The following is a 24,457-nucleotide window of genomic DNA, read 5'->3' as shown; positions in this document are numbered from 1 at the left end:
ATCTGAATATAAAAATATAAAGGAAGCCAATGTCGATTATCGCAAAAGGAACGCTGAGCAAGATGAAAGCCAGCTTAGATGGTGATGTTTCCTATCGCCTACCTGTCGGAGAAGAGTTAATCGAGCTCAACCCATTGATTGGTAAGACCGTGACTCTAACGCATACTGGCAATATTTTTTGTTGTAGCTGCGGCAAGAAAACCAAGAAAAGTTACTCCCAAGGGCACTGTTTCGTCTGTATGAAGAAGCTCGCCAGTTGCGACATGTGTATCATGAAACCAGAGACCTGCCATTATGATGCCGGTACCTGCCGTGAACCTGAATGGGGTGAAGCCAACTGTATGGTGGATCATTTTGTCTACCTATCTAACACCTCGAGCCTTAAGGTCGGAATCACCCGCCACACACAAATACCAACCCGTTGGATTGATCAAGGCGCGACGCAGGGCTTACCGATCCTAAAAGTGAAGACACGCCATATTTCAGGTCTGGTAGAGATCGAAATTGCTAAACATGTTGCAGACAAAACCAACTGGCGCACGCTATTAAAAGGCGATGGTGACCCACTGCCGCTTGAAGAGCGTGCAAAAGAACTCCTTGAGTTAGCGGCACCACGAATCGCAGAGATTAAGGCGCAGTTTGGTGATGACGCCGTCACCGTACTAGATGAAGCGATCACGCCTCTCCATTATCCGGTTGAACAACACCCGGTTAAGATTACATCGCATAACTTTGATAAGAGCCCTGAGGTAACGGGCACATTGCAGGGCATTAAAGGGCAATACCTGATCTTTGATACGGGTGTGATTAATGTGCGTAAGTTCACTTCTTACGAAGTCGAAGTGAGCGCATAGCGATCCCGCCCCCCCCAAAAAAAACAAAGCTCTCCCAAATGTCATCATTATTACTAATGGATGTTGGGAGAGTTTGATTCTAGTGGGAAAGCTCATTATTGCAGTGCTTCAATTGCGCGCTTGAGCTTGTCTATCTCTTCGAATGTGTTGTAGTGCATCATACCTATTCGCACCACACCTCCACGCTCTTTCGTTCCAAGCTGCTTGATCAACTCAGGGGCATAGAAATACCCACTCCAAACACAGATATTTTGCTCACCAAGCATTTTCGCGACATCTTGTGGCAAGTAATTATCAATATTGATCGCAAACGTTGGGGTTCTTAATCCGGTATCCGCTTGATAGTGGCCGTACACGGTCACACCTGAAATAGACGCTATTTGCTGCAGAAAATAGGCACTCAAACTCTCTTCATAGCGACCTATTTGCTGGTAACTAGATACCAATCTGTCTCTTAGATCACCCTTGCCAGTCCCCCACCCCGCAAGATAATCAACCGCAGCGCAAAAGCCAGCAAGCGCTTCAAAATTGAGCGTTCCGGTTTCAAAGCGTCCCGGACCGATATTCGCCGCTGGCAAGACCTTATAGGGTTCTAGGGTTTGTAACCATTGCGGAGCGATATACGCGATCCCAAGATGAGGACCGAAAAATTTATACGCTGAGCACACCGCGAAGTCACACTCTAAGGACTCGACATCAATCAGCTGATGCGGCATCAAGTGAACCGCATCAAGATATACCTTCGCTCCGACTTTGTGTGCGGCTTCGATAATCGGTTTGGCATCAACTAACGTTCCTGTCGTATTTGAAGCCAGCGTTAATGCGACTAATTTGGTCTTTTTGCCGATTAGGTCAATAGTATGGTCAACATCTAGGCCTCCAGTGACTGGATCGATGCGCGCCTGATACACTTTTGCTTCACGATCCTTCGCCGCCTCAACCCAGCTCGATACGTTGGCATAGTGATCCAAGCCAGTCACCACAACTTCATCTCCCGGAAGCCAATCTCGGCTGATACTTCGGCTCAAGGATAGAGTTAACGAGGTCATATTGGCACCAAATACAATGCTCTCCGCACTCGATGCATTGAAAAGTGCTCTAGCACATTCTCTTGCTTGCTCCACCTGCGCAACCGTCTTTTCACTCGAGAAGAAATGTCCGCCTAAGTTTGAATTAAACTGTCCAAGATACTCTGACATCGCATTAAGTACCGACTGAGGAACTTGAGATCCACCAGGTCCATCAAAAAAGACCACGGGTTTTTCCTTGTATCTTTGATGTAACGCGGGAAACTGAGAGCGCACTAATTCAATGTCTAAATCTTGATTATGTTTCATCATGATTGACGCTTCCTCGCAGTGAGCACGAACACATCCATATACCCTTCTTCGTTGTGGTCGACTGTTCTTATTGGCATCGCGTTATGCCAAAGCTTGTGGTCATCGAGCATGGCAATTTCGCCGTTTTCTAAAACCTTACGATAGAAAGGCGCTGCGTGATTGTCTTGGTAGAGCAACACCTCGCCTCCGACAATATTGTGTCTATCAATTCCGATCAGCGCGATGTAATCAAAACCATCTTGATGCACGCCTTCCGGTGCGACTTGAGTCTCATCATAGACCGCAGCGATGCGCATCTGGTGCACCTCGATCTCCTGGTCATCTGAGAGCAGATTGGTTTCAATGAACAGTTCGCACATTTCTCTAAACCCACTACTCTTCAACGTCTGCGGCAACAACGGCTCAAATTGTCGAACAACATTGCCTTGAAAATGATTTATCTGATCGGTTTGCACGAAATCATGCTTATCCGTTTCCACTACCTCACCGTGCTGAATGCGAATCACCGAGTAACGTCTCAAGCGATATTGGCCATCAGCATGCTCAGTGTGAGGCAATAAGTTGAATGAGGGTGATAGTTGATCCACCGCATCATGACTCAAAGAGGTCAAGTGCAGTGTATTGGTGTGAGAGGGAAACATCCTGTTCTCCTTAGTTGATTTAACATTTTATTTACACACTTGAAGTATTGATCATATATTCTGCATATTCAAATTGTGATGGAATTTATGATTATCCTGACCCGAAATTAAGATACATAAGCTAACAATCCATTAATTATCAGAATATAACACCATTACTCTTGTTAGTGAATTTCACTGCAATATCCTTAATCTTTATCAGGATTTAATCCTTAGAATTCACCTTATAAAAAAACGATTAGTATGATTCGTTTTAGTCATAAAAAGTCCTGATAAAAGCTCACCGTATCTCTTTTCAACCTGAACATTCTCCCATACAATCAGACAACTTAAATTCTCCCGTTAGAGGAAATGGAGCCCACATGAGCGACGTAAAGCATTGTAAATTATTAATTCTTGGTTCAGGTCCAGCTGGATACACATCAGCGATTTACGCTGCACGTGCCAACTTGAACCCGGTTGTCGTGACCGGAATGCAGCAAGGTGGACAGCTAACAACCACAACTGAAGTGGAAAACTGGCCAGGCGATGCTGCAGATCTTACCGGCCCAGGTCTAATGGAACGCATGAAAGAGCATGCCGAGCGTTTTGAGACTGAAATCGTATTTGATCACATCAACGAAGTAGACTTAAGTGAACGTCCATTCAAGCTAAAAGGTGACTCTGGCCAATACACTTGTGATGCCCTGATCATTTCAACGGGTGCTTCAGCGAAATACCTTGGTCTTGACTCCGAAGAAGCTTTTAAAGGGCGTGGTGTGTCTGCTTGTGCAACTTGTGACGGGTTCTTCTACCGCAACCAAAAAGTAGCGGTTGTCGGTGGTGGTAACACTGCGGTTGAAGAAGCACTTTACCTATCAAATATCGCTTCTGAAGTTCACCTAATTCACCGTCGTGACACCTTCCGTGCCGAGAAAATCCTAATTAAACGCCTGATGGATAAAGTTGAATCCGGCAACATCGTTCTACACACCGACCGTGTGCTGGACGAAGTCCTGGGCGATGATATGGGTGTGACAGGTGTGCGTATCAAGGACACGCACTCAGATGCGACTGAAGATCTCGAGGTAATGGGCACATTCATCGCTATCGGCCACCAACCAAATACGGCGATCTTTAAAGGTCAGCTTGATATGAACGGGGACTACATCACCGTGCAATCTGGTCTTGAAGGTAATGCGACACAAACTAGCGTACCTGGTGTGTTTGCTGCGGGTGATGTTATGGACCATAACTACCGCCAAGCGATTACTTCTGCTGGTACAGGGTGCATGGCCGCACTGGATGCAGAACGATTCCTAGACAGCTTAAACGACTAAACTCCAAGCGCTTAAAAAGTTCGATAACCACAAAGCCCAGCGGTATTCTCGCTGGGCTTTCTTTTGTATACTCCTACCCCTACATCCAAATCAATAACAAGCCTTCATATAATGGATACAACCAAACAACGGAACTTGAACAAATGGCTCAAGCAACAAAGTAAGCTAGCAAATCGCTGGTTACTGACTGCGATTGGGCTTGGGGTTTTCTCAAGTTTCATTTTGCTCGCTCAAGCAGCACTTATTGCTACCATTCTTCACCAGCTCATTATCGAGCAAATCGACAAGGCTCAACTTGTGCCGCACTTTATCGGTATTGTCATTACTACCGCTTTACGAGCAGGCAGTGCATGGGCGAGAGAAATCGCAGGGTTTCGCTGTGGTGAGCAAGTACGCGTCGTCATTCGCCAGCAGATCCTGGATAAGCTTGAATCGATGGGGCCGGCTTATATCAAAGGTAAGCCAGCGGGTGCATGGGCCACCTTACTACTCGAACAAGTCGATGACATGCAGGACTTCTTCTCGCGTTATTTACCGCAGATGTCACTGTCAGTGTTTATCCCTCTGATTATTCTTGTTGTCGTATTCCCTATCAACTGGGCAGCCGCTGCAATCTTTTTGATTACCGCGCCACTCGTCCCCATTTTTATGAGTCTAGTCGGCCGAAAAGCCGCCGATGCTAACCGCAAGAACTTCAAAGCGCTACAGCGCCTGTCTGGTCATTTCTATGACCGTCTTCAAGCGATGAGTACCATTCGCCTTTTCAACCGTACAGCCCATGAAGCAGATGTCATGCGTGGCGCGTCAGAGGTTTTCCGCAAGCGTACCATGGATGTTTTGCGTATTGCCTTTCTATCATCAGCGGTACTCGAGTTTTTTACTTCGATTTCAATTGCGATCACTGCGGTCTATTTTGGTTTTAGTTTTATCGGTGAGCTCAATTTTGGACATTATGGTGCCGGCGTTTCACTGTTTGCTGGCTTGTTCATCTTGATTCTTGCACCCGAGTTTTACCAACCTCTTCGAGACCTTGGCACCTTCTACCATGCCAAGCAGCAAGCCATTGGCGCTGCAGAAAGCATTGTTGAATTTCTAGAGACTGATATCACCGCCCTTCTTCAAGGCTCACTACCATTACCTCACGGCGATGTGACGATCGAGGCTGACAACCTTTCCGTTTTCAGCGCTGAAGGTAAAGTATTAGTGAGTTCTGTGACATTCACACTGCGTGCTAATCAACGTACCGCGATTGTCGGCCCAAGTGGCGCTGGCAAAACCAGTTTAGTCAACGCTATCCTTGGTTTCTTACCATATAAAGGCTCACTAAAAATTAATGGCATCGAGCTTCGTGAGCTTGATATCATGACTTGGCGCAGCAACATAAGTTGGGTGGGTCAAAACCCGATGTTGCTGCATGGCAGCATTCTAGACAATATCACTCTCGGCAACGAACAGACCAAACTTGAGCAAGTAAACCAAGCCATTGAGCAAGCGCATGCGGATGACTTTGTTACCAAACTCGGCTTAGACCATCAAATATCAGACCGCTCTTCTGGTCTCTCTGTCGGACAAGCACAGCGCTTAGCCGTTGCCCGCGCCATCATTCAAAACGGAGGGTTCTGGCTATTGGACGAACCAACAGCGAGCCTGGATGCACGCAGTGAAAAACTCCTTTGGCAAGGCCTAGATACCGCCACTAAAAACGCGACCACTCTCATGATCACCCACCAGCTGTCAGAACTCACTTCCGTTGAGCAGATCTTAGTGATGGAGACGGGTAGCATCAGCCAGCAAGGGAATTTTGAGCAGCTCAAACATCAAGACGGCCTATTTAAACAATTACTGGCGGCAAATAACGCGTTAGCGCTAGCGAATAAGGAGAATCTTGATGCGTGAACTTAGACCTTACCTCGCTCTATACCGTAAACATTGGTTCGGCCTAACACTAGGAATGATCCTCGCACTGCTCACGACAGCCGCTTCCATTGGCCTATTAACCCTTTCAGGCTGGTTCTTGTCTGCCGCAGCCGTTGCTGGATTGACGATTGCCCGTGAAACCTTCAACTACATGTTACCGGGCGCGTTCGTGCGTGGCTTCGCCATGGGTCGTACCGCTGGTCGTTGGGGTGAGCGCGTCGTAAGTCATGACGCGACATTCAAGCTACTCACTGATTTACGTCTGTTCTTCTTTGAAAAACTTGCTCCACTTTTCCCGGGTAAAGCCAGCGACTTTCGTGATGCTGACGTACTAAACCGTCTAGTTTCAGATGTTGACGCGATGGACCATGTTTATCTGCGACTTATCAGCCCTATGGTGGTAGGCGTGTGTGGCATTGCTCTATTGACCGCATTTTTGTGCTGGTTTGACGTCACCGTAGGCCTCACCTTGGGGGCTATTCTGATGGTGTTGCTCATTGTTTGGCCGATACTGTTTTACAAGCTCGGAAAGCGCAACGGGGAATCACTCACTAACGAAAAAGCGAATCTGCGCATTACGACCCTAGATTGGCTACAAGGTTACAGTGAACTGACACTGTTTGGTGCAGAGAGTCGTTATCGTCAAGCGATTGAATCTGCGCAATGGCGCTTTCTTGCCAATCAAAGATATAACGCGCACCTCACGGGGTTAGCACAGGCGCTGATGCTGTTGTGTAACGGCTGGGCTCTGGTGCTCATTCTTTGGATTTCTGCTGATGGTATCGGTGGTAACGCTCCTGATCCTCTCATCGCCATGATGGCCTTTGCGACGCTAGCCAGTTTTGAGCTTCTTATGCCGATTGCTGGCGCGTTCCTATATCTCGGGCAAACACTGACTTCTGCTCGCAGACTCAATGATGTGATCCTTGCTCCACCAAGCATTGAGTTTAATGAAGATCACCATTCGTTAAGCCCGGAATTGGACATTACGCTTGAACATGTGAGCTTTAGTTACGACAACCAAAGCAATGCACTTGAGACGGTTTCATGCGCTATTAAACAAGGTCAAAAGATCGCTATCGTCGGTAAAACCGGTTCAGGTAAATCGACATTGTTGCAAATGCTAACCCGCAGCTTTGACCCGCAAAGTGGTACTGTTTCTATCGCTGGACGTATACTAGCGCAGTGGAACGAAGTTCAACTTCGTGATGCGATGACCGTAGTAAGCCAACGTGTCGATATTCTCAACGGCACCCTACGCGATAACCTGCTGATGGCAAACCCAGATGCCAACGACACTGCGCTTTGTCATGCACTGGCACAGGTTGGCTTGGAAAAACTACTTGAAGACCAGGGACTTGATGCCTGGTTAGGTGACGGCGGTCGCCAGCTCTCCGGTGGTGAAAAACGCCGTATCAGCATTGCACGGGCGGTGTTGAGAAAGTCCTCCCCGATCGTTCTATTGGATGAACCAACGGAGGGCTTAGACAAACAAACAGAGCAGCAGATCATGGCACTGATGACTAAGCAGTTTGCCGACAAAACCGTCGTATTTGTCACTCACCGCCTAAGCCATCTTGATCAAATGGATAGCATACTATTGATGGAAGAGGGTCAAATTGTCGAACAAGGCACACATGCTGAATTGCTTTCGACCCGTGGACGATACTTCCAGCTCAATCAATCGCTCACTTAATGAGATCGGTCTCTTTGTGCCAATTTCTATAAGTGAGTTGACAAAAAGGCGTTGAGACAGGGGAAACCATCTCAACGCCTTTTTCAATTCTGTTATCTGCTACGCATTAGTCTGCGTAAGACAACGTCGGATTCTGGCTCACATCCACGAGATAGTCACAGTTGAGCCAATCTCGACCTATGAGTATTTTGTCATCCATCCGTCCTCGGTCACGCAGGTTAACCTGAACCGTCTTTGGCTTCTCAGCACGCTCAATCGTCATAGCAATACTGTATCGCACTTCGGTACCCAACGAATTTTTAATACTTCGTACCGCAACAATTTCAGCCTGATGCTGATGTTTTTCACCCATTTCATTGGCCGTGATAAAACGTACTTGCTTACCTATATTGGCTTCAAGATCTTCTACCCCGTCCAACACTTCAATATTCATGGCGTGTAACGAAGTTCTCGTGGCGCCTGTATCAATTCGGGCGCGATAATCCATATTCAAATCTTGAACGTGAACGAACTCTTTTTCACCTATAATGATCATTTCATCGGTAGGGCATTGGGAGGCTTGGGCACCTAGGCTTGCACCTAAGCATAAAAAAGGTATGACTAACAGGCTCCGTCTCTTCATGAAATTTCCTTATCAAATGCGACTACTCATAAACTACAAGAAGGTTTAAATTGGGGTCAAACCCAGTTTTTCTTTCACTCGCAACTATAAAACGACCATTAGCTAATGGTTTACTAATAAATTACTAAAAATCAATAAAATAACTCACCGAACCCACCAGCATTACTTTAAATTTTTTTACAAATTGACTCGTTTGGGTTCGGTATAACCATCGGGAATCGACTTCAACATATACCAATGACTTCTTGCTCTGGTATCCACACACCCCACTGGGAACAACCGAAGTCATCATTCCTTTACCCCAAGTATTCAAGGGCTGCTCAGTACTTGCACAATTTTTTTGTATGACTAATATATGCCCCCTTTGTAATTATTGACCCTTTATCATGCTCATTCGAATAAAGCGCTATCTGTTCCCGATATCAGTTCTTGTTGTTGCAACACTGATTCTTTATCTCTCACCCATCGTCAGCGAAAGCTTTCGACCTGCTGCTTACAACCAGCAGTCATTTGTAAAAGCGACAGCTGAAACAATACTCACCGAAGAAGTCCGCCCTGACCCTATGGTGCCGAGTATTGTGACGGGCAGGCAAAGAGTCATCGCGACCATCAATGAGGGAGAGCAGAAAGGTGAACAGGTTGAGGTCGAAAACAGTATAAGTCGTCTTCATAATGTCTATTTGCAAGAAGGAGATTCATTCATCCTTCTCATCAGGGAACGTGCATCAGGCACTATTTACTGGCCGTTCAATCACGATCGTGCAGGTGCCGTTTATTGGATGCTCGGGATCATTATCGCTTTAATTCTACTGCTCGCTGGGTTTCAGGGGTTCAACTCAGTGGTGTCGCTCTATTTTACAGGCGCACTTCTAATTGGTGTTCTTATCCCCGCTATTTTCGCTGGCTTAAATCCTGTTTTAGTTACTTTGGGTCTGATGTATCTAAAAATCGTTGTTAACTTCTTACTTGTCGCTGGATGGAACAAGAAGTCACTGTCAGCAATGCTTGGTACCTTGGCCGGAGTTGTCGCTGCCGGCGTTGCAGCACAGCTATTTGGAGAGATGGCACAACTGAATGGCCTGTATCTCGAGAAAGGAGAAGACCTTCTCTATCTCGGTGGTGCCGCCCAAATACAGATTCGCTGGCTACTGTTTGTCGCCATTATGATCTCTGCGCTAGGCGCAGTGATGGATGTCGCTATATCAATGGTCTCTTCCTATCACGAACTCAGGGAAGCGAATCCAGAACAGAGTGAAAAGGATAGACTTTTAGCAACCATTCGAATTGGTAGAGACATTCTTGGTACCATGACCAATACGCTCGTGCTTGCTTTTGTCGGTAGTGGCTTAACAACCATTATGATGGTGTGGGGGTTCCAGATGCCCGTTATGCAGTTTATGAACATCCCTGCTATCTCATTAGCTATGATTCACGCGCTTGCTGGAAGTATCGGTTTGATTCTCACCATCCCATTTTCTGTTGCTATCGCCAGTTATATCTATCGACGCTAACCTAAGTCATTGTTACTAACCCGCTTTCGAGCGGGTTTTTTTATATCTAAAACAACACTAAATTAGCAAAATACAATAATAATTATGTAAATAAATGTGCATCACATCACACTGCAACGCTAAATTTATACACAACAATTAAGTGTGATAAGAATCACAATTAACGACCAGTGTAACCGTTTACGCAACCGATTACCCCGTTGCGAAAATGTAATTTAGAACACTAAAAAAACACATGCAATCGTTTACGCAAACGATAAATGTTTCCGCCCTTACATGATACACATTTAGTTACACTTAAGGTTAATTAGGGGTTTTACACTAAAATTCTATCCGTATAGTCAGCGCCGACTTTTACTAAAGCAGACGCTAATACAATGTATAAATTTTCAAAACCACTTTCGCTTGTAGCTGCCGCATTGGTAGTTGCTGGCTGTAATAGCAGTGATGACAACAATACGGTAGTGAACCCACCAGTTCATCTACCAGAACTGGAAGTTTGTAAAACTTTCCAAAACAAAAGCCCAATGATTGTTCGTGGGAACAACCCAGATTTGTTTAACCAAACAATCACTATCGGTGCAACTGGTGACATGCACGGTCGTATCTGGGCATATGACTATGCGCTTGATGCTGAAGATGTAAACGCAGGCTTCACTAAGATTGCAACTCTTCTTCACGAAGAGCGCGCGAATGCTGAGAACATGCTAATGATTGACCTTGGTGATACGGTTCAAGGTAACTCAGCAGAACTATTTAATAGTGAACCTGTTCACCCGGTTGTCGAAACGATGAACTTCATGGATTACGACCTATGGGTTCCAGGCAACCACGAGTTTGATTTCGAGCGCTCGTTCCTATTCCGTAACCTAGAAGGCTTCAAGGGATCAATCATCTCTTCAAACATCATCTGGGAAGACAACATCACGGAATGTAAAACTGAAGGCCAAGAAATCCCGCTACTTCCACCTTACCAAGTGTACGAATTTAATGGTGCTCGTGTAGCAATCGTTGGTTTGACGCCATCATGGGTTAAAGTTTGGCAAGCAGCGTCTCCTGACAACTTCCGCAACCTAGACTTCAAAGATGAATTCACTTCTGTGGAGTCTGCAGTCAATGAAGTAATCGATGTTTACAATCCAGATGTGGTTATTGGCGCACTTCACTACGGTCGTAAAGAGAATGGCGACGGTGTACACAAGATTGCTTCTAAACTGGCTGACAAGTTTGACGTAATCTTCATGGGTCACGAACATGCTCGTTTCATCGAGCAGGTTGAAAAAGACTCTGATTACACTAAAGAAATGCTTGAGATTTCAAAAGCTGGTGAAGCTGAATTTGAAGATAAGTCAATCTCTGGCGAATACAATTCAGAAAACCGTCACACCAAAGTAAAAGTCATTGAACCAGGCAACTGGGGCTGGGCACTAGCTAAAGCTGAAATCGAGCTTGAGAAAGACGATAATGGCAAGTGGCAAATTGTCGATACAACGCTTTCAAACCTAAAAGTGGATGAAATCGAAGAGGACACTGCACTACAAGCTGAAATGCAATGGGTACACGACGAATCAGTTGCAGATGCAAACGAACTGATTGGCGAAGTTAAAGGCAACTTCACAAACTCTGCAAACGGCGGTGCTGACGAAGCGACTGGTGAAGAGCAAGTGTTAAACAATGACGGCCTTCGTCTGTACACGACTATTCACAACGCTAAACTTGCTGACGCGCCACTATCTGCACTGATCAACGACATTCAAATCATGAATATCGAAGAGAAAGGTCCAGAGGGCATTCAAGTTGATGTGTCTGCTGCGGCAATCTTCTCTGATGGCTCTAACCTATTCCACGGTCAAGAGTACAAGAAGAAAGACAGTGCAAACCTATACATGTATGACAACGAGCTGGTTGCAGTATCCATTAAAGGTGAGCAGCTAAAAGACTACATGGAATGGTCATACAGCTACTTCAACCAATATGTTGAAGGTGACATCACAGTATCTTTCAACCCTGATATGCCTGCGTTTAACTACGACATCTTCGGCGGTACTATCAAGTACGTGGTTGACCTAAGCAAGCAAGGCCGTGTTGAAGACAGCGAAGGCAACAAGATCACCGACGGTGAGCGTATTGAAATTGTTGAAATCGCTGGTACTGACTTTGATGCTGACGCAACTTACACGCTAGCAGTTAATGACTACCGTTACGGTACGACAATGCTTGCTAAAGGCTGGATCACTGAAGCTGACAACCTATGGCAATCAACAAACGAGCCAGTATATGCTGTTCGTGACATGCTAACTGCTTACGTAGACGACAAAGAGCTGCTTGACCGAGCTGACTTTGACTACCAAAATTGGTACATCAAGCAGTACGGCATCGTAGAAGCTGACGGAACAATCACTAACCCAGGTAGCATGATTGAAACTCGTCAAGACGAAGGTGCTGGCCAAGATCTTTGGGAACAACTACAGAACAAAGAGATCTGTATCCTACGTGCAGAAGCAGGTGCTCGCTCTTCAATTCACAAAGCAGTGAACATCAACGATGCGTCAACGTACTTTGCGAACCCACTATTTGGCTCAGCTGAAGGTGATGCTCTATACCAAGGCTGTATCTACGCTAACCAGCCATAATAGCTGATTCGTCAGATATCCTTTTCCAAAGCCTCTCAATATGAGAGGCTTTTTCCGTTTGTGGCGAATGATGGAACTGCCCAATCAACAATCACGGCTTCTTACCTTTCTCTGTGACACCAACCAAAGTACTTGCATTCATAAAAAGGCATTATGATGAACTGAATTTTACATAGCTCAAGGAAGACTAATGAAAGACGAAACACTCTCCATCCACTTCGGCTACGAAACTGACCCTACTACTAAATCCGTCGCTACCCCTATTTATCAAACTGTCGCCTATGAGTTCGACAATGCCCAGCATGGTGCTGATCTCTTCAACTTAGAAGTACCAGGCAACATCTATACGCGCATCATGAACCCAACCAATGATGTGCTAGAAAAACGCATGGCAGCACTTGAAGGCGGTATTGCTGGTCTCGTCGTCAGTGCGGGCAGTGCGGCGATTAACTACGCGATTCTCACTCTGGCTCAGGCAGGTGATAACATCGTCTCTACCCCACAACTGTACGGTGGCACATACACCTTATTTGCCCACATGTTACCCAATCAAGGGATTGAAGTTCGTTTCGCCAAGGATGATAAACCTGAAAGCTTAGCCGAGCTTATCGATGACAATACCAAAGCAGTTTACTGTGAGAGTATCGGTAATCCTGCGGGTAATATTATCGACTTAGAACGCGTTGCTGAGTTGGCTCACTCTCAAGGGGTTCCTGTGATTGTCGATAATACGGTGGCAACGCCTGCTCTGTGCAAACCTATAGAGTTCGGTGCGGATATTGTGGTGCATTCGCTGACCAAGTATGTGGGCGGCCATGGCACCACTCTTGGTGGCATTATTATTGATTCAGGTAAGTTCCCGTGGGCTGAACACAAAGAGCGTTTCCCTGTGTTCAATACACCAGAGCCCTCTTATCACGGAGTGGTTTACGCTGAAGCATTCGGTGAAGCTGCTTTTATTGGCCGAGCACGCACGGTCCCACTGCGCAATACTGGGGCTGCTCTATCACCAATGAACTCGTTTATGTTACTTCAAGGTCTAGAGACACTCTCTTTAAGAATGGAAAGACATACAGAAAACGCGTTAAAGGTTGCTGAGTACCTCAACCAACACCAGAAAGTGAGTTGGGTCAGTTATGCGGGGTTGCCTGAGTCTCAATATTACCCATTGGCTGAAAAATATATGGGTGGGAAGCCTTCTGCAATCTTGTCGTTTGGTCTTAAGGACGGCTATGAGGCTGGAGTTAAGTTTTATGACGCGCTAAAAATCTTCAAGCGACTCGTCAATATTGGCGATGCGAAATCACTAGCCTGTCACCCTGCATCCACCACGCACCGTCAGTTAAGTGAAGAGGAGCAAGCTCAAGCAGGTGTTGCTCCGGAAATGATCCGCTTATCGGTAGGTATTGAGCACATCAATGATATCTTAGAAGATCTAGAGCAAGCGCTGAACGCCTAGCTCTATCATTAGCGCTTACAGCATAGTAAGCGCTAATTTGGCAAGATTATAGGCGTCAACATAACCAGAGTGTTGGCGACCTTCCCAATCAATCCCTTTCGCTTCTTGCGCGGCTTTATGGCCAATTCGTTTATCTTTGAGGCGGTTCTGAATTCGGTAAAGAGTGGCAAGGTTGATAAACTCTTTAAAGGGTAAATCGATACCTTTTTCTTGGCACTCTTTCTTCAAGATAAGATCGTCCCTTCCCCAAGAAGCATAGATCTTATTCGAACCACCAAAGTTTTTGACTACAGACTGTAAAACAGCCTCCAGCGGCCTTCCTTGTTTCTCTATTTTGCGTGGGGTAATTCCCGTCAACTCGACACAAAACAGAGAGACCTCGTCTTTTTCAGGTTTTACGTAATATTGCGCCCGCTTCACGACTTCTTGCTTCACCAAATCAATTTCAGCTAAGCCAATCTCAATGATCTCTCCCGTTGTGCCGACACCATCTTGGTTCCAGCAACACATTTCAAGGTCAAAACAGACGACGCGATTGTGGTTCATTCTATGATTTCTCTTTTGTTTACCTGTGACGAATCGTTGCAAAGTCTACCTGAGGGACGAATAAAGATCGAATCCAAGGCTCTGAGCGCTCAGATTTACAGCTCAAATTGTCCAAATTGGCTGCAACCGAACGAAATTCGGTCACTTGTCTACGCTTTTATGAAGGATTATTACTTGAATATGCTACTATTCGTCACAAAATTAAGTCATGAAACCGCGCAAATAGAGCGCACTCATAACAAGAGTATTGATTATGAATTTTGATTTACAAATGATTCCACAAACGTTCGACATGCTGCACGCAGGCCTAACCGCTTCGAGCGTTTTATTACTCCTTATCGCTGTCTCTCGCAAATCGAAAACGATCGAAAAAGTGGTAGAAAAACCAGTCGAGAAGATTGTCGAAGTCGAAAAGCCGGTTGAAAAGATCGTCGAAGTTGAAAAAGTCGTTGAAGTCGAAAAAGTGATCGAGAAGGTCGTCGAGGTTGAGTCTAAATTGGCGACTGCCTCAACAGATTCTGCGATGCAGCTACTTTCTATCATGCAGCAGGAAGCACGTCTGATTGATTTCCTGAAAGAGGACCTCACTTCATTCTCTGATGAAGACGTTGGTGCGGCTGCTCGTGTCATTCACACGGGTGGTCAGAAAGTATTGGCTGAATATGTCACTCTTGAACACATTCGCAACGAAGACGAAGAGACACGCATTACTGTTGAAGAAGGTTTCAACCCACAACAGGTTCGTCTAACTGGCAACGTAACAGGTTCTGCGCCATTTAACGGCACACTGGTTCACAAAGGCTGGAAAGCATCTGCAATGAACCTACCAAAACTGGCTGAAAACTACGACGCATCGGTCATTGCCCCAGCAGAGGTTGAGCTGTAATGGAAGAGATGAATCAACAACACCCTAAATTCAGTGTTGGTATCGACTTGGGTACCACTCACTGCGTGCTTTCTTATGTCGATACGACAGATGAAGAAGCCCGCGTTAGCGTTATGCCTGTGCCGCAACTGACTGCACCAGGTAATGTCGAATCGCGCGAACAACTTGGCTCATTCTTGTACCAGCCGCACGAGCACGAAATGAATCCAGCGTCTCGAGTGTTGCCTTGGACAACAGAGCCAACCGCTCTAGTCGGTGCAATTGCACGCAACCTTGGTGCTAAGACCCCAATTCGCCTCATCGCGAGTGCTAAATCTTGGCTTTGTCATGGTGGTGTTAACCGTCGCGACGCATTTTTACCGGCAGGCAGTCCAGAAGAGGTCGAGAAGGTTTCTCCACTACGCGCGACCGAGCTGTATCTCGAGCACCTAAAACAAGCTTGGGATCATGCCAACCCAAACAACCCGTTAGCACAACAAGACGTGACCATTACTGTTCCGGCTTCCTTTGACCCTGCTGCTCGCGATTTAACGGCAGAAGCTGCGCGTAATGTCGGTCTTGTTCACTTAACTCTGCTAGAAGAACCACAAGCTGCGCTCTACAACTGGATTGATAACAGCAACGATAGCTGGCGTGATCAAGTATCGGTTGGTGATGTCGTCCTTGTCGTCGATATCGGCGGCGGTACAACGGACTTATCTCTTGTTGAAGTCACCGAAGATGAAGGGAACCTGACACTCAACCGTATCGCGGTTGGTGAGCATATCCTGCTCGGTGGTGACAACATGGATCTCGCTCTTGCTTACCGCCTAAAAATGAAACTGGCACAAGACGGTAAAGAGCTTCAACCATGGCAAGTTCAAGCAATGACACACGCTTGTCGCGACGCTAAAGAAGCACTACTTAATGATGCAGAGCTGCAAGCTGTACCTATCGTCGTCCCTAGCCGTGGTTCAAAACTGCTGGGAGCCACGCTTAAAACTGAGCTCACACAACAAGAGGTTCAACAAACTCTCGTTGATGGCTTCTTCCCTAAAGTTGCAATCACTGAGCTCCCAGTTCAGAAATCTCGTGGCGCACTGACTCAAATGGGTCTGCCTTACGCTCAAGATGCTGGCATCACCCGTCACATTGCGGCATTCCTTGCCAAACAAGCGAATGCACAAGGTGGTGAAGCTCCAGCACAAGAGCACAACCCGTTTGCCGGAATGCCGGGCATGCCAGGTATAGAGCAATCGATAAACACTGACTTCATCAAGCCAACGGTGATCTTGTTTAACGGTGGCGTACTCAAGTCAGAACTGCTAGCAAACCGCCTACAAGAGACCATTAATGCCTGGCTCATAGATGCAGAAGCAGAATCTGCAAAACGCCTGACGGGGGTCGACCTCGACCTTGCTGTTGCTAGCGGTGCGTCTTACTACGGTTCAGTTCGTCGTGGCCAAGGTGTTCGTATTCGCGGTGGTATTGCATCGGCATACTACGTAGGAATCGAGAGCGCGATGCCTGCGATTCCAGGTATGACTCCACCGCTTGAAGCCCTGTGTGTAGCACCTTTCGGTATGGAAGAGGGTTCAAGTGTGACAGTGCCTAGCCAAGAGTTTGGTTTGGTCATTGGTCAGCCCGTACACTTCCAATTCTTTGGTTCAACCGTTCGCCGTGAAGACGAAGCAGGTACTCACCTAGACCATTGGGCACCAGACGAGTTAGAAGAGCTACCAGAAATTCATGTCACTCTGCCAGTCTCTGAAGGTCGAAAAGAAGGTGAAGTCGTGCCAGTCACACTCGCCTCTCGCGTCACAGAGCTGGGTACGCTGTATTTAGAGGCAATTGCATCCGACAACGGCCAGAAGTGGCATGTTGAGTTTGATGTGCGTGAGGACAACACCTCTAGCGAAGAAAACGCATAATAATCCCCATCAACGGCACCTATTAGGGTGCCGTTTTTAGAGCTATAAGAACCATTTTTTACAGCTACAAGAACAACAAAGAGGCTAAGCGATGGCATCTCCTCGTTTTCTAGTCGGTATCGACTTGGGTACAACCAATACGGTGGTTGCCTACTGTGAAATCACTCATAACTTACAACACTCTCCAGTCACTTTATTCGATATTGACCAGCTAATTGGCGCGGGTGAAGTCGTTCGTAAACCCCTTCTCCCCTCTTTCCGCTACCATCCTGCTGAAGGGCAAATCGCCGCAGCCGACTTGACACTGCCTTGGGAAGCACAACCTGTCTCAGGTGATATGTCTAACATCATCATTGGTGAGTGGGCTCGTGAACTAGGGGCGAAAGTAGAAGGTAGACAGGTCTCGAGTGCAAAGAGCTGGCTATCCCACCAAGGCGTTGATCGTCATTCCGATATCCTACCTTGGGCGGGAGCGAGCGATGTAGAGAAAGTCTCTCCTGTGATTGCGAGTGCAAGTTACCTCAACCATATTCGACAAGCATGGAACTACCGACACCCAAGTAACAAACTCGAAGACCAGGAGGTCGTGGTAACCGTACCGGCTTCTTTCGATGAAACAGCACGCCAACTCACTCTTGAAGCAGCTAAGCTTGCTGGCCTTAGCAATATTCTTTTGCTCGAGGAACCTCAGGCCGTGTGCTACGACTGGTACGCCCATCATCAAGACATGGCTTCTGACAAACTTAAGAACCTACCACTGATCTTAGTGTGTGACGTAGGTGGAGGTACGACGGACTTAAGTTTAATTCAGGCACAATATCAAAATGAAGCGCTTAGTTTGGATAGGATTGGGGTTGGCGAACATCTTATGCTGGGTGGTGATAATCTCGATTTAGCCCTGGCCCACCTGGCTGAGCAACGCTTTAGTCAAAGCAAAAAGCTCAATGCATCAAGCCTGACTAAGCTCATCCAACAAACTCGTGCTGCAAAAGAACAATTGCTGTCTGGCGATGCTCCAGAAGAGATCAAAATCACTATGCTAGGTAGTGGTTCAAAACTATTAGGCGGCACTAAAAGCATTGGTTTAACCAAACAAGAAGTGCACCAGATTGCCCTCGACGGTTTCTTCCCATTAACAGAGTTCACTGCCACACCAGATAAGCGTCGCAGCGCTGTTGTCGAGTTTGGCCTACCTTATGTGGCCGACCCAGCAGTGAGTAAACATGTCGCGGAATTTATTACTCAGCATCAACAAGTTTCTCGCGCAGCGTTAAACAGCAACGATTTAACAGCAATTGATGATGAACAACCGGCTATCCCTGTGGGCTTGCTGCTCAATGGCGGTGTTTTTAACAGCGAACTGGTGACTGAGCGTATCACGTCTTTACTGGGTAACTGGCGAGGATCTTCTGTCACCGTTCTAGATAACCCTCATCCCGATCTTTCTGTCGCTTTAGGTGCCGTCGCTTACGCTAAAGCTCGACGCGGCGCTCAACTTAAAATCGGTGGTGGCGCAGCACGCTCTTATTTCCTTCACCTACAAGAGAAAAACAAAATCGGCAGAGCATTATGCCTATTAGCAAAGGGCACAGATGAAGGCAATGAGATTCGTCTAACAGGGCGACGCTTTGCACTTACTCTGGGGGAGCCTGTTCGATTTAACCTTTTAACCTCAACACACGATTCGATTGTCGGCAGTGAAGCAATCAAAAATGGTTCAATAAGTGCCATCGATCCAGACCTATTTTCTCCACTTCCTCCCTATATATCGACCTTGGATAGCCAAGGCGTTGAGCTGCAAGCCAACCAGAAAGAGCGCGTTGAAGTACAGCTCGCTTGTCAGCTGACTGAGGTTGGTACTTTAAAGATGGAGTGTGTGAGTGTTGAGGACGAAAACCAACGCTGGCAACTAGAGTTTGAAGTTCGTAATCAGCAAGCAGAAGAACGCGAAGCTGAGGATTTGCACCCTAGACTGGGTGAGTGCCAAGAGCTGGTAACACGACTCTATAGCGGCAACAAAAAGAGCGCAGATACCAAAGCGATCAAAACCTTAAATAAAGATCTCGAAAAGCGTCTTGGTAAACGTGAGGAGTGGGATTTCGCAACACTTAGAAAGCTTTTTGATACCTTTTCACAAGGTAAAAAGCGCCGTCGACGCTCAGAACAACACGAGAAAAACTGGCTGAGGTTGTCCGGTTATTGTCTACGACCAGGCTTTGGTGATCCCACAGATTCATGGCGTATCGAACAGACTTGGTCACTGTACCAACAAGGTATTCAGTTCAAAAATCATCAAGGCTACAGTGATTGGTGGGTGTTTTGGCGCCGTGTTTCAGGCGGCTTGAACCAAGATCAACAAGAAACGATTTTGGCCGATATTGCCAAATATCTTCACCCCGGCGCGATGAAGAACCCTAAATCAGCTCAAGCAGCACAAGATATGGGCTATGAGGCGATGGTGAGACTCTCTGCTTCTTTAGAGAACTTAGATGTTGAAGACAAGACGTTATTGGCTTCATGGTTCTTGAGTAAAGCGATGACCCAATCTCAATTTGCTCAAGCGCACTGGTGGGCATTAGGGCGTCTCTCATCTCGTACCCCTCTCTATGGTAGTCAGCACAATGTCATTCCGCGTGAACAGGCTGAGCAATGGCTACCAAAACTGCTTGAGCAAGACTGGAGCAAAGAGATGATGATTGGGTTTGCTGCTGTCATGATGTGCCGTAAAACAGGTGATCGACAATTTGATATCTCTGACGATTACCGTCAAAAAGTGATAGAGAAACTAAAATCGAGTAAAGTGCCCGACTCATGGCTCATGATGGTAGAAAATGTGCAGGCGCTGACTCAAAGTGATTCAAAACGTTTGTTCGGTGACACGTTGCCAAGCGGCTTATCAATAATTAGTTCTTAACCGTTAAATTAGCCTTGGAAAGAAACTGCCGGATAGAATTCGATCGAAATTCTATCCGGCAGTTTTTACACTGAACCTGAAAAAAACCTCTAACCCTTGTAGCACGTTACATTTCGAAACAAAGATTATTCACCCCAAAAACTATCACCTTCACTTAGACACTTTAACGCAAGGCTAAGCAAGCTCAGTGTTAGCTAAGTTATTGCTGCAAAAGTACAAACCATCAAAAATCAGATTGGAACAAACCAAAACATAATACAATATTACCTTAACCTACCCTTCTCAGCTGACCACCAAATTACCCAACTCATCAACATTTTCTAAAATCGTTACAAATTTCTAATTTTGAGCCTGTGTAAAAACAGATACCGTACCGGACCAATTTGTTCATGCACTTTCAACATTTAGTTGACCGCTTTATTTGGTAATCGAATGGAAAATCTATCATATCTGTTTGCTTTCAATCATTTATCTTTCACTTTAATCGCTGTTGCAATTATGGTCATTATGGCTCGGGCCATCGTAGCTGGTACCAAGTATTCAGCGGTTCTGGTAATCGTTGTTCTCGGCCTTTCTATGGGCACGTTGTTTGTTAAGTCGGGTATCGCACAGCCTGGGCTTCAAGAGTTTCCGGCAATCGTGCTGCTTAGTCAAACAACCGTCATCGCACTGATCGCGACTTTCTTCGTTGGAGGTCAAGAAATCCGCAAACTGCTAGCTAATCAGCTGAACAGTTCGTCAGAGGGGCTTATCGTTCCCTCGAAAGATGAAGCGTTCCTTGGCACCAACAGTACCCAACTGACTTACATCATCCGCGCGTTCTTCCTTCTTATGGGGATCGAGATGGTGTCAGCCCTGCTAACCGGGCGCAGCGTCAACCACCCACTTGGTGATGCTTACGTTGCGCTGGCTTATGTCTGTCTTGGTATCGCTTTGGTTCTTATCGATCGCAAAGCCAAGATTGATAACAAGCGAGGCTATTTAACTAAGGGACTTATCGAAGTTGTTGCCATTATCGCAGTCTTAATCGTCTCACTGCGCATGTCTAACTGGATTGCGAGTCTCATCGGCCTACCGCAAATATTCTTTGCTATGGTGATCTCTTCGGGTCTAGGTATGGCGATGCCAAAATGGAAAGCGGGCCCGACACTGAATGCCCTTCTTTTTGCTGGTATTCCTGTGCTATTAACGGGCACGTTCCTCGTAGGCGGCTCGCACATGCTTGAAGCGTTCAGCATTCCTGGCCTTCAAAGTGTTATTGTGTATGGATTTGCTGGTCAAATGTTCTGGATGTTTGGTGGTCTAGCAATACTTATCTTCCTTGCAAAAGCAAACCACGTGCGAAACCTTGCTCCAGGTATGGCTGGAGGGTTATCACACTCAGGTCTTACTGGCGCATGTACGGCTGGAGATTTTGGTAAAACAGCGTCAGCACGCGCACCTATCATGATCAATATTCCTTTCATTGGCCATATTTTCGTTTTCACCATCCTCGCTGCAAGCGCTGAACGTGGCCTATTGCTGGTACATTGGACACTGCCACTCGTATTGGTTGGATTGGCGTTTGTCTACCTAGCTTGTGTAAACCTACGCAAAGCGGGTGGTGACGATGCAAAAGAAGTGAAAGGGCTCATGCAGTTCTCATTTGGTTGGCAGATCACAGCGGTATTCGGCAGCTTTACTATTTTGCACTTTGCAGGCATGCCTATCGGTAACGCATCAATGGCAGCAGCATCAGGCCTATCCCACTTCGGTCTCTTTGCGGCAACTCAAGGAGGCATGTTTGGCGCTGAAGCCGCGAGCATGATTACCTTCATTTTTGCCACTCCATTCTTGGTCCACCCACTTGTGTTTGGTCTGTTTGGTAAAGCAACTGAAAACAATGGCATCATGTCCAAGCAAGCGGTACTCACCATCTTCGCGCTTGGTACATTCGGTGTTCTTTACTCAGCAATGTCTGTGTAGAAGCCTTTAATTAAGTGGTGCCAAACCCTACACGTTTGGCACCACTTAACTCCAAGAAAACTAATGCGCATGGCGTTGTCTCGAATGTGACTGTAAAGGTTAGCGTATGTTTCCAATACTGTGTTTTGTCGTATCTATCCTACTGACGATCTTGGGTGCAAAAGCACTTGGAGTGGGTTATGAAGAGATTCCACTGCTGACTTTTCTGGTCCCTGTTCTTTGGATATTACCGCACAAACGCAACGAAGCTGCACTGCTTGTTGGCGGGATGATGACCTATGCAGCGACCCTACCGTACCAACCTATCGCGCTCTCCATTGGCCAATGGATTCTTTTCCCGCTCCTTACCGTCGCATTTTCAAAACGTAGCAGCAGAAAAGTCATTCTCATTACCACTTCAATCCTCTTATCACTGCAAATCGCCATCATGGTTATCCAACACCTCGACTCATTAGAGGGCTTGCCTCTAATGACAGCATTACAATTAGCATCCATTAGTGCTATTTGGAAAGCACTACGCTTTAAGGTGAAACACGGTGAACGCTGGTGGGCTTTAGGATTGATCATACCGCTTGGATTTGCTGGTTTATTTCATGCGACCGTCGTTGCTTTGTCTATCGTGGGAATGTCTTACGCGTTTGACTTCTTATCTCGGATTAAGAACTTCAACTGGAGCAAGCTGCTCCACTGGACTGTTCCAACGGTAGGATTTGCTGCACTTGTTGTTTCTCCGAGAGTAGAGGTCCCTCACTCAATCCTAGTCGTCTGGATGTGCCTGTTAGGCACTGCCTGGGCGACAGACTACATATTACGAAGCATAGAGACAGAGAGTGTAAACACTCCTGATTAATAACTCTCCTGACTCAACTCAGAGAGCTTGTTTAGCAACCATCCCGCTTAACTACCAAACCATCTCCACACAAGCCTTGCCATCACTATTAATCAGATACCCGCGAGTGTCCATCTGCAATATATAAGCACTTTGTGGCAAAAATAATGGTCTTTTGAACTTAACCCGCATCTGTTTATCGCTACCAACATTACGTTTGTAGCTGTAGGCATACAAAGAGGCCACAGAATACATTCCGTGCAATATCGGCTGCCTAAAACCAAAAAGCCGCGCCAAAGCGCTACTTAGATGAATGGGATTATAGTCGCCTGATATCCTTGCATACTTACGAGCTTTACGAACATCATATTCCACCTTCCTTGCTTCTGATGTATCAAATGGTTGCGCATTCGATTTAGGCTTTCCTCTCTTTCTGTCACACGAAGGACTCAAATAATCACTTTGTATGCTAACCACCTTCTCCCCGTTACTTTGTATGACAATATGTAGAGAGACTTTGAGCCCTTTATCGGTTTTTTCACAAGATTGAACAGAGAGTGATACTTGATACTCGTCATCCACTTGACCTGGCCTGTGCTTTTCTATCACTAATCCTGTATGGACTAAGCCAACGACTGAAGCTGGGAACTGTGGCAGATTAAAGAGGGCTAACTGTGCTGGTTGTGAGAATACAAACCAAAATGGAAGAGGGATTTCATTGTCATTAAAAGCAAAATAACGATTGTATCGACTGAGTTGTCGAGTATCGATTCGTATATGAGATAGACTTACTTGAAGTTTATCAAACGAGCAACTAGACGGTTTTGTTCGCTTAAACAATGCTTTAAGTAGTTCTCTTCGATAACTCGGCATTGTAGACAGTACTAACATTAACGGACATCCTTGTTCACTTTGGTATAGCAACGAGTGCTATTGTCACCCAAGATTTCAGATTCCGCTACATTAAACAAAAAAAGCCTAGCTCCAAACTTGGGACTAGGCGTAATACTTCCGTGTCAACTACATTTAACTATCGGGGAGTATAATGGCACAACCAAAATGTAAATTTGGAATAATGCCGATTACATCTGTACAATTTACTTGTCGTACAAAAACAGAAAACTCAGTGACGGGTATTGCCGTGCTGCCCGACATCCACACCTTGATAAAGGTCTGAAAGTGCTCTGGTAGCACGTGCTTTATATTTACGCTTCTTGGGTTCAAAAGGGGTTTCCTCACTATCTTCCAGTGCTTTCTGGTGTTCTTGTGCAGCTTTAAGAAACTCAGGATTACTCATCGCTTCTTTGCGAAGGCGATTAATTCGCTCAATTTTGTCTGATAACATAAGTACCCCCCATACTGTGTATATAAACAGTATAGGAGGTGCTGTACGAAACGCAAGAAAAATACTGGTT

18 protein-coding genes are annotated in these 24,457 nt (G+C 46.1%); 12 read left to right on the top strand and 6 right to left on the bottom strand.

Annotation, left to right across the window (positions count from 1 at the left end):
* Window positions 1-29 precede the first annotated feature (29 nt).
* Entirely contained in the window at window positions 30-854 is an 825-nt protein-coding gene (locus tag GT360_RS05480; protein ID WP_164647908.1) for a DUF2797 domain-containing protein, read from the top strand.
* A 95-nt stretch (window positions 855-949) separates the two neighbouring features.
* Here the strand turns inward: GT360_RS05480 and GT360_RS05475 are convergent, their stop codons facing one another.
* Window positions 950-2,194, bottom strand: a complete 1,245-nt coding sequence (locus tag GT360_RS05475; RefSeq protein WP_239502590.1) for a cysteine desulfurase-like protein — start codon at window positions 2,192-2,194, stop codon at window positions 950-952.
* On the bottom strand, window positions 2,191-2,835 hold the full coding sequence (locus GT360_RS05470; RefSeq protein WP_164647907.1) for a 2OG-Fe dioxygenase family protein: 645 nt from the start codon (window positions 2,833-2,835) through the stop codon (window positions 2,191-2,193). Before GT360_RS05470 ends, GT360_RS05475 begins: the two co-directional genes overlap by 4 nt.
* A gap of 362 nt (window positions 2,836-3,197) precedes the next feature.
* Here GT360_RS05470 and trxB point away from each other — a divergent pair, with 362 nt between their 5' ends.
* The 3 genes from trxB (at window position 3,198) to cydC (ending at window position 7,767) form a co-directional block, all read left to right on the top strand.
* The gene (trxB, locus tag GT360_RS05465; protein WP_164647906.1) at window positions 3,198-4,154 is read left to right on the top strand and encodes a thioredoxin-disulfide reductase; all 957 of its coding nucleotides are present in this window, start codon (window positions 3,198-3,200) and stop codon (window positions 4,152-4,154) included.
* 111 nt (window positions 4,155-4,265) lie between these two features.
* The gene (gene cydD, locus GT360_RS05460) at window positions 4,266-6,050 is read left to right on the top strand and encodes a heme ABC transporter permease/ATP-binding protein CydD (protein ID WP_164647905.1); all 1,785 of its coding nucleotides are present in this window, start codon (window positions 4,266-4,268) and stop codon (window positions 6,048-6,050) included.
* Window positions 6,043-7,767 carry a heme ABC transporter ATP-binding protein/permease CydC gene (cydC, locus tag GT360_RS05455; protein ID WP_164647904.1) on the top strand — a complete coding sequence of 575 codons (1,725 nt, stop codon included), beginning with the start codon at window positions 6,043-6,045 and terminating at the stop codon, window positions 7,765-7,767. The genes cydD and cydC overlap by 8 nt, the downstream gene beginning before the upstream one ends.
* Before the next feature lie 106 nt (window positions 7,768-7,873).
* On the opposite strand, the gene GT360_RS05450 is transcribed toward cydC, so the two are convergent.
* Window positions 7,874-8,389, bottom strand: coding sequence for a putative ATP-dependent zinc protease (locus GT360_RS05450; RefSeq protein ID WP_164647899.1), 516 nt, complete (start codon window positions 8,387-8,389; stop codon window positions 7,874-7,876).
* Between the two features lie 386 nt (window positions 8,390-8,775).
* Between GT360_RS05450 and GT360_RS05445 the strand changes: the two genes are divergently transcribed.
* From GT360_RS05445 to GT360_RS05435, 3 genes are all read left to right on the top strand, one after another.
* The gene (locus GT360_RS05445) at window positions 8,776-9,900 is read left to right on the top strand and encodes a YibE/F family protein (RefSeq protein WP_164647897.1); all 1,125 of its coding nucleotides are present in this window, start codon (window positions 8,776-8,778) and stop codon (window positions 9,898-9,900) included.
* Window positions 9,901-10,277: 377 nt separating this feature from the next.
* Complete coding sequence (locus GT360_RS05440; protein WP_164647895.1) at window positions 10,278-12,533, top strand: bifunctional metallophosphatase/5'-nucleotidase; 2,256 nt, start codon at window positions 10,278-10,280, stop codon at window positions 12,531-12,533.
* A 190-nt stretch (window positions 12,534-12,723) separates the two neighbouring features.
* Window positions 12,724-13,992: an O-acetylhomoserine aminocarboxypropyltransferase/cysteine synthase family protein gene (locus tag GT360_RS05435; RefSeq protein WP_164647894.1), complete on the top strand. Its 1,269-nt coding sequence runs from the start codon at window positions 12,724-12,726 to the stop codon at window positions 13,990-13,992.
* A 15-nt stretch (window positions 13,993-14,007) separates the two neighbouring features.
* Here the strand turns inward: GT360_RS05435 and GT360_RS05430 are convergent, their stop codons facing one another.
* The gene (locus tag GT360_RS05430; protein ID WP_164647893.1) at window positions 14,008-14,538 is read right to left on the bottom strand and encodes a 3'-5' exonuclease; all 531 of its coding nucleotides are present in this window, start codon (window positions 14,536-14,538) and stop codon (window positions 14,008-14,010) included.
* A 253-nt stretch (window positions 14,539-14,791) separates the two neighbouring features.
* Between GT360_RS05430 and GT360_RS05425 the strand changes: the two genes are divergently transcribed.
* The 5 genes from GT360_RS05425 to GT360_RS05405 all read left to right on the top strand — a co-directional run bounded on the left by GT360_RS05425 (window position 14,792) and on the right by GT360_RS05405 (window position 23,063).
* The gene (locus GT360_RS05425) at window positions 14,792-15,424 is read left to right on the top strand and encodes a DUF2760 domain-containing protein (RefSeq protein WP_164647892.1); all 633 of its coding nucleotides are present in this window, start codon (window positions 14,792-14,794) and stop codon (window positions 15,422-15,424) included.
* Window positions 15,424-17,334, top strand: coding sequence for an Hsp70 family protein (locus GT360_RS05420; RefSeq protein WP_164647891.1), 1,911 nt, complete (start codon window positions 15,424-15,426; stop codon window positions 17,332-17,334). The genes GT360_RS05425 and GT360_RS05420 overlap by 1 nt, the downstream gene beginning before the upstream one ends.
* 91 nt (window positions 17,335-17,425) lie before the next feature.
* Complete coding sequence (locus GT360_RS05415; RefSeq protein ID WP_164647890.1) at window positions 17,426-20,248, top strand: Hsp70 family protein; 2,823 nt, start codon at window positions 17,426-17,428, stop codon at window positions 20,246-20,248.
* A gap of 432 nt (window positions 20,249-20,680) precedes the next feature.
* The gene (locus tag GT360_RS05410; RefSeq protein WP_164647889.1) at window positions 20,681-22,213 is read left to right on the top strand and encodes a hypothetical protein; all 1,533 of its coding nucleotides are present in this window, start codon (window positions 20,681-20,683) and stop codon (window positions 22,211-22,213) included.
* A gap of 106 nt (window positions 22,214-22,319) precedes the next feature.
* The gene (locus tag GT360_RS05405) at window positions 22,320-23,063 is read left to right on the top strand and encodes a VP0952 family biofilm-associated protein (protein ID WP_164647888.1); all 744 of its coding nucleotides are present in this window, start codon (window positions 22,320-22,322) and stop codon (window positions 23,061-23,063) included.
* A gap of 51 nt (window positions 23,064-23,114) precedes the next feature.
* On the opposite strand, the gene GT360_RS05400 is transcribed toward GT360_RS05405, so the two are convergent.
* Both GT360_RS05400 and GT360_RS05395 read right to left on the bottom strand, forming a co-directional pair.
* Entirely contained in the window at window positions 23,115-23,933 is an 819-nt protein-coding gene (locus GT360_RS05400; RefSeq protein WP_164647886.1) for a MaoC/PaaZ C-terminal domain-containing protein, read from the bottom strand.
* A gap of 232 nt (window positions 23,934-24,165) precedes the next feature.
* Window positions 24,166-24,387: a hypothetical protein gene (locus GT360_RS05395; RefSeq protein WP_164647884.1), complete on the bottom strand. Its 222-nt coding sequence runs from the start codon at window positions 24,385-24,387 to the stop codon at window positions 24,166-24,168.
* Window positions 24,388-24,457 lie beyond the last annotated feature (70 nt).

Origin of the sequence: Vibrio astriarenae, from assembly GCF_010587385.1 — a bacterium.
Classification (GTDB): Bacteria; Pseudomonadota; Gammaproteobacteria; order Enterobacterales; family Vibrionaceae; genus Vibrio; species Vibrio astriarenae.
This window is presented reverse-complemented; position numbering and strand designations above follow the sequence as displayed.

Coding starts and splice junctions, on each gene's coding strand:
- cydC (WP_164647904.1), top strand. CDS start 6,043: ATGCGTGAACTTAGACCTTACCTCGCTCTATACCGTAAACATTGGTTC.
- GT360_RS05450 (WP_164647899.1), bottom strand. CDS start 8,389: ATGAAGAGACGGAGCCTGTTAGTCATACCTTTTTTATGCTTAGGTGCA.
- GT360_RS05415 (WP_164647890.1), top strand. CDS start 17,426: ATGGCATCTCCTCGTTTTCTAGTCGGTATCGACTTGGGTACAACCAAT.
- GT360_RS05405 (WP_164647888.1), top strand. CDS start 22,320: ATGTTTCCAATACTGTGTTTTGTCGTATCTATCCTACTGACGATCTTG.
- GT360_RS05420 (WP_164647891.1), top strand. CDS start 15,424: ATGGAAGAGATGAATCAACAACACCCTAAATTCAGTGTTGGTATCGAC.
- GT360_RS05475 (WP_239502590.1), bottom strand. CDS start 2,194: ATGATGAAACATAATCAAGATTTAGACATTGAATTAGTGCGCTCTCAG.
- GT360_RS05425 (WP_164647892.1), top strand. CDS start 14,792: ATGAATTTTGATTTACAAATGATTCCACAAACGTTCGACATGCTGCAC.
- GT360_RS05410 (WP_164647889.1), top strand. CDS start 20,681: ATGGAAAATCTATCATATCTGTTTGCTTTCAATCATTTATCTTTCACT.
- GT360_RS05430 (WP_164647893.1), bottom strand. CDS start 14,538: ATGAACCACAATCGCGTCGTCTGTTTTGACCTTGAAATGTGTTGCTGG.
- GT360_RS05435 (WP_164647894.1), top strand. CDS start 12,724: ATGAAAGACGAAACACTCTCCATCCACTTCGGCTACGAAACTGACCCT.
- GT360_RS05440 (WP_164647895.1), top strand. CDS start 10,278: ATGTATAAATTTTCAAAACCACTTTCGCTTGTAGCTGCCGCATTGGTA.
- GT360_RS05395 (WP_164647884.1), bottom strand. CDS start 24,387: ATGTTATCAGACAAAATTGAGCGAATTAATCGCCTTCGCAAAGAAGCG.
- GT360_RS05480 (WP_164647908.1), top strand. CDS start 30: ATGTCGATTATCGCAAAAGGAACGCTGAGCAAGATGAAAGCCAGCTTA.
- GT360_RS05400 (WP_164647886.1), bottom strand. CDS start 23,933: ATGTTAGTACTGTCTACAATGCCGAGTTATCGAAGAGAACTACTTAAA.
- cydD (WP_164647905.1), top strand. CDS start 4,266: ATGGATACAACCAAACAACGGAACTTGAACAAATGGCTCAAGCAACAA.
- GT360_RS05470 (WP_164647907.1), bottom strand. CDS start 2,835: ATGTTTCCCTCTCACACCAATACACTGCACTTGACCTCTTTGAGTCAT.
- GT360_RS05445 (WP_164647897.1), top strand. CDS start 8,776: ATGCTCATTCGAATAAAGCGCTATCTGTTCCCGATATCAGTTCTTGTT.
- trxB (WP_164647906.1), top strand. CDS start 3,198: ATGAGCGACGTAAAGCATTGTAAATTATTAATTCTTGGTTCAGGTCCA.